General features: G+C 51.5%; 6 protein-coding genes. 5 read left to right on the top strand and 1 reads right to left on the bottom strand.

Features of this window, described 5'->3' with window-relative positions:
• The first annotated feature begins 486 nt into the window (after positions 1-486).
• Positions 487-924: a hypothetical protein gene (locus QZN42_RS10000; RefSeq protein ID WP_296957278.1), complete on the top strand. Its 438-nt coding sequence runs from the start codon at positions 487-489 to the stop codon at positions 922-924.
• Positions 925-928: 4 nt separating this feature from the next.
• On the top strand, positions 929-1,357 hold the full coding sequence (locus tag QZN42_RS09995; protein WP_296957277.1) for an EamA family transporter: 429 nt from the start codon (positions 929-931) through the stop codon (positions 1,355-1,357).
• A 418-nt stretch (positions 1,358-1,775) separates the two neighbouring features.
• Here QZN42_RS09995 and QZN42_RS09990 read toward each other — a convergent pair whose 3' ends face one another.
• Positions 1,776-2,426 carry a hypothetical protein gene (locus tag QZN42_RS09990; RefSeq protein ID WP_296957275.1) on the bottom strand — a complete coding sequence of 217 codons (651 nt, stop codon included), beginning with the start codon at positions 2,424-2,426 and terminating at the stop codon, positions 1,776-1,778.
• 344 nt (positions 2,427-2,770) lie between these two features.
• On the opposite strand from QZN42_RS09990, the gene QZN42_RS09985 reads away from it, so the two are divergent.
• From QZN42_RS09985 to QZN42_RS09975, 3 genes are read left to right on the top strand one after another with little or no spacing between them, the layout of a single operon-like run.
• Positions 2,771-3,367 carry a CoA pyrophosphatase gene (locus tag QZN42_RS09985; protein ID WP_296957273.1) on the top strand — a complete coding sequence of 199 codons (597 nt, stop codon included), beginning with the start codon at positions 2,771-2,773 and terminating at the stop codon, positions 3,365-3,367.
• Complete coding sequence (locus QZN42_RS09980) at positions 3,360-3,920, top strand: hypothetical protein (RefSeq protein ID WP_296957271.1); 561 nt, start codon at positions 3,360-3,362, stop codon at positions 3,918-3,920. The genes QZN42_RS09985 and QZN42_RS09980 overlap by 8 nt, the downstream gene beginning before the upstream one ends.
• A 54-nt stretch (positions 3,921-3,974) precedes the next feature.
• On the top strand, positions 3,975-4,184 hold the full coding sequence (locus QZN42_RS09975) for a 4-oxalocrotonate tautomerase family protein (protein ID WP_296957270.1): 210 nt from the start codon (positions 3,975-3,977) through the stop codon (positions 4,182-4,184).
• The last annotated feature ends 713 nt before the right edge of the window (positions 4,185-4,897 follow it).

Raw genomic sequence — 4,897 nt, 5'->3', positions numbered from 1 at the left:
CAGTGTCGATTTGTCTCTAACCGTAAATGTCGAAACGTTTCAGGCTCCCCGGGTCTGGGGAGCTGTCACGAAGTGACTGAGGGGTCGTTCTACAGGCAGCCGGCAGATTTGACTCAAAATTTTCAGGGGCAAGCTGAGGCGGCCGCAATAATCCTTTAGCAAAAATATCGACAAATACCGAAAGATCAACCCACCCGTCGCCTTCGGCGCCACCCTCCCAAAACTTGGGAGGGCTTGGACGGTAGCGACTTGAGCGTTCTGCGTTCGTCTATCCGTGAGACCTTCCGGTAGATTCCTCTAATTACTAAGCACTAAGCACTAAAAACTCTCTTTTCCTCTCTCAATTGACAATGGACCCCGTTTCTGCTATCCTATTTCTAACGAATAGCCCTTCCTGCCGCCGGGCAGGGGGATCAGCGCTTTGCTTTGACCGCAGGTACATCGGAAGATGAAGGTCGGGGCAGGGCGCTTTTATTTTCAGGAGGAATGATGGAGGAAGTTTTTGCTTACTGGTGGCCGGTCTTTATGATTGTGGCCGGTGATGTGCTCTACCAGGTATGCGCGAAAAAGATGGCGAAGAAGGGAAATCCCATCGCTGCCCTGGGACTGCTCTATCTTTCGAGCAGTCTCATCTGCGCTGTTCTTTTTGAAATCCTGATCCCCGGAGGCGGTATATTTCAGGAAATGATGAAGTCTCCGTCCGGGGCCGTCATCATGGGTATTTCCATGGTGGGACTGGAAATAGGGGCTATCTACATCTATGTGAACGGCTGGGCCATGAATGTGGGTTTTACGGTGTATACGTCCCTCATCGTCATTGCTCTGCTTATCTTTGGAACTGTTTTCTATGGGGAACCTCTCTCGCTGCAGCAGGTGGCGGGCTGCGTGGTGGCCTCTATCGGTACGATCATGATTGCGAGGTAGGACTATGTGGAAATTGTGGTGGCCCATTCTCCTCCTGGTGGGCGCAAGTGTGGGGTATCAGGCAGGGGCAAAGGGCAGTGCGGAGGGCATGCATCCTCTGGCGGCCCTTGTGGTGACGTACCTGGTGGCAGCGGTGCTTTCTGTCATCTGCTATTTCATCATGGAAGGAAAGAAGAGCCGGGTGAAGGATCTCCTGGAATTCCAGCCGGCAGCGCTGGGGCTTGCCCTTTCCATCGTGGCTATAGAAATAGGGACCATCTGTCTCTATAAAGCCGGATGGCCGGTCAATATTTCTTTCATCGTTTACAATTCCATCATCGTCATCGTCCTTCTCCTTCTATCCTACTTCGTGTATCACGAGAAAAAACTCACTCGCCGGCAGGCCCTGGGCATCGCAGTCTGCGGCCTGGGCGTGGTGATGATTATGATTTGACTGCCTTTATCAAAGGAAAATTCAGCAGGAAGCAAGAACAACGGACTATCCGAAACGATAAGAGGTGTAAGGGCAGGACAAACATAAATCATCCCATCCGTCAGCTTCGCTGACACCTTCCCTATCCAGGGAAGGTTTTTTAATTTGCCGCGAAGCGGCAGGAAGGAAAATCCCCCCTTGAAAGGGGGGATGCCGAAGGCAGGGGGGAAGATTTATGGTTGTATCCCGAAGGGAGAGGCACAAGTGCAGGACAAATGTAAATCATCCCATCCGTCAGCTTGTCCTATCCAGGGAAGTTTTTTCATTGGCTGCGAAACAGTGGGACGGTCTATCCACCTTAGAAAGAAGAGAAGGTCGCCTTTTAGCAAGATAGTCACTAATCGCTAATCACTAACCACTAACCACTAACCACTAAAAACTATTTCTTCCCCACTTCCACTTCCCCGGGATACACGGTTTCTATCATCCTCAATAGTTCTCCATCGTCTTTGCCGTATTCTCTTCTTAGAAGAATCCCGTAGATCTGATTCCAGTGGGCATAGAGGTAGAGGTCGTTTTCCATAGGTTTGGCATATTCGGTGCGGGTGACGAAATTTTTGTGGACGCACCAGCTCTGCTGCACCTGAATGAGCTCGGCCGGTTTCTGGAGGACCACCATGCGGATCCGTCCGTCGGGAAGGGATCTGGAGGCTGCTTTTGTGAGGCGGCTGTCCAGCTTTGGCAGGAAGGAGCCGGCAATGGAAAGGTCCTTGCCCCAGGCGGGCAGGGTGATGGGCGCTTTGACGCTGGTCATGATGAAGACGGAATGATTGTCCTTGTCTTTCGGCCGCACAGCGATGAGGGGACGGTCTTCTTTCGCCGCTTTGCCCAGCTGTTCTTCCTCCTCCGGAAGGAGGGTATGGCTCAGTTCATAATCGGGAGGCATGGAAAAGGCGGGCAGGTCCTTCGGCCGCACTTCTTCCCATCCTTCGTAATGGGCCACAGGCCAGACTTTCGGCTTCAGATTGTATTTCGTGCATCCTGCCATGGGAAGCAGGATGATGAGCAGAAGAAATAAGAGCTTTTTCATAGTGGGTCTCCTTTGGCTTTATTGTAATGGGAATGGCAGGGTTTATCAAATTAAAATCAATGGCTTTTGTTTCGGGGGTCTCGGGAGTCTCGGGGCTATCGGGAAGGTGGTGCGCATCAGAATGGAAAGCGCACTTTTTTTAAAATCTTTTCTATGGCCTGCTGTATGAATCGTGCAGGCTGCTGTCCCGGTATACTGAAATCGGTGGTATGCAGTTGGGAATAGTGTAAATCGACAATTCCTGAAGTATCCGGCCCACAGGGCAGATGGGAACTTTTATGGGAGAATTTATTTCCATTTTTTCCCCTATCATTGTTATAATAAACACAAAGAGGAGGGATTATATGAACTGGGTGAATCATCCTGTGAAGGCGGCGGAGTTCCTTCATACGAGGAAATCGGCCGTGCTTATTCCCATTGTGGAGACGGAGGAAGGGGAGTCCCTCCTCTATGAAGTGCGGAGTCCGAAGCTGAAGTGGCAGCCGGGAGATATTTCCTTCCCCGGCGGGGGACGGGAACCGTCGGATGCGGATTTCGAGGAAACGGCAGTCCGGGAAGCGGTGGAGGAGCTGGGGGTGGAGAAGAGTTCTATTTCCATCCTGGGCCCCCTGGACTATGTGGTCTCGCCTATAGGGGTCACGGTCCATCCTTTCGTGGGGAAACTTTCTGAAATGCCGAAGAAACTGAGCGCAGGGGAAGTGGCGGAAATATTCACGGTGCCCCTTGCCTGGCTTCTTGCTTCCCGGCCTGAAGCAGCGACGGTGGAAGTAGCCACACGCCCGGGAGAGGATTTCCCCAAAGAAATCATGGCCCGTCCTTACAGCGGCTGGTGGAAACGGTCTTCCTACGATGCATGGATTTACCGGTACGGGAAATATAACATCTGGGGACTTACCGGATTTATAACCCATGAATTTCTGGAGCGACTGAAGAATGGCTGAAAAACGCGTTATAACCACCTATACGGGCCTCCACGTGGATCCCCTTCATCCGAATACCCCGGACTTCAAAATCGAAGATATCGCCCATGCCCTGTCCATGATCTGCCGGGGAAACGGCCATGTGAAGACTTTCCTTTCCGTGGGCCAGCACTGCATCTGGTGTGCCCGGGAAGCGGAAGCCCGCGGCCTTTCGCCAAGGCTCATCCTTCTTGCCCTTCTTCATGATGCAGGGGAGTGCTATCTATCCGATGTGCCTTCTCCTTTGAAACAGGACATGCCTTCCTACAGGAAAGTGGAAGCTCATCTCATGGACGTGCTGGATACGGCCCTCCTCGGAGCGCCGCCCACAGAAGAGGAAAAAAGGCAGGTCAAAGCCATCGATAAAGATTTCCTCTGGTACGATATGAGGACGCTTCTCGAGCCCATTCCGGGCGAAAAGCCGGCCCTTCATATCACACCGGACTACACCTTCCGCCCCTTTATAGAAGTAGAAAAGGAATACCTTACGATTTTCCGGGACTGGTATCCCCGTATGAAAAAGGAGAGTCCCTGAAGAAATAATTTTGCAAAGAGTCACATACACTTTTGTGCAGGAAAGGAGAAAATCATGCCCTACGTCAATATTAAAATCACCAGAGAAGGCAATGTAACGAAAGAACAGAAAGCAGCCCTCATCAAAGGCGCTACCCAGCTCCTCGTGGACGTACTCCACAAGAACCCCGCCTCTACAGTCGTCGTGATCGACGAAGTAGACCTCGACAACTGGGGCCTCGGGGGACTCCCGATTCTGGAAGCAAGGAAGAAGAATAAAAAATAGCCGTCAGCATTCAGCCGTTAGCAGTTAGTTTTTGCTGGTAGTTTTTAGAAATAAAGCCTCCCGGGCCTTTTGGACCTGGAGGCTTTTGGCATAGGAGGAATTAGGGATTTGGATTTGGGATCAGGGGAGGTACGCCGCTGATGGGACGTGATTTTTATTGGGATTTCGCACAGAAATTTTCATGGGCCCGGCTTATGATTTTTTGTGCAGCAAAATCGACATGTACCTGAAGATCAACCCACCCGCCTTCGCTGCGCTCAGGCACCCTCCCAAACTTGGGAGGGCTTTGACGGTAACGACTTGTATGTCCAGTGTCGATTTGTCTCTAGCCGTAAATGTCGAAACGTTTCAGGCTCCCCAAGGTTGGGGAGCTGGCCGCGAAGCGGACTGAGGGGTTGTTCTACGGGCAGTCATCGAAAGTGACTCAAAATTTTCATGGGCCCGGCTTATGATTTTTTGTGCAGCAAAATCGACATGTACCTGAAGATCAACCCACCCGTCGCCTACGGCGCCACCCTCCCAAAACTTGGGAGGGCTTTGACGTTTCGACCTGAAGGGACGGAGTCGATATGTATGCTGACCATCAGCATGCTATCGTTTCAGGCTCCCCAAGGTTACTATAAAACCATTATCCCGAAAAACCCAAAAAAGGGCGCACTTACCCCAGGGTCCATTTTTTAGCTTTTTTCAGTTAGCGATTGCCATGGTAGATG

The sequence above is a fragment of the uncultured Dialister sp. genome (genome assembly GCA_900314595.1).
Classification (GTDB): Bacteria; Bacillota; Negativicutes; order Veillonellales; family Dialisteraceae; genus Dialister.
Note: the sequence above shows the minus strand (reverse complement) of the source record. Positions and strands in the feature narration are given on the sequence as shown.

Coding starts and splice junctions, on each gene's coding strand:
- QZN42_RS10000 (WP_296957278.1), top strand. CDS start 487: ATGATGGAGGAAGTTTTTGCTTACTGGTGGCCGGTCTTTATGATTGTG.
- QZN42_RS09995 (WP_296957277.1), top strand. CDS start 929: ATGTGGAAATTGTGGTGGCCCATTCTCCTCCTGGTGGGCGCAAGTGTG.
- QZN42_RS09990 (WP_296957275.1), bottom strand. CDS start 2,426: ATGAAAAAGCTCTTATTTCTTCTGCTCATCATCCTGCTTCCCATGGCA.
- QZN42_RS09985 (WP_296957273.1), top strand. CDS start 2,771: ATGAACTGGGTGAATCATCCTGTGAAGGCGGCGGAGTTCCTTCATACG.
- QZN42_RS09980 (WP_296957271.1), top strand. CDS start 3,360: ATGGCTGAAAAACGCGTTATAACCACCTATACGGGCCTCCACGTGGAT.
- QZN42_RS09975 (WP_296957270.1), top strand. CDS start 3,975: ATGCCCTACGTCAATATTAAAATCACCAGAGAAGGCAATGTAACGAAA.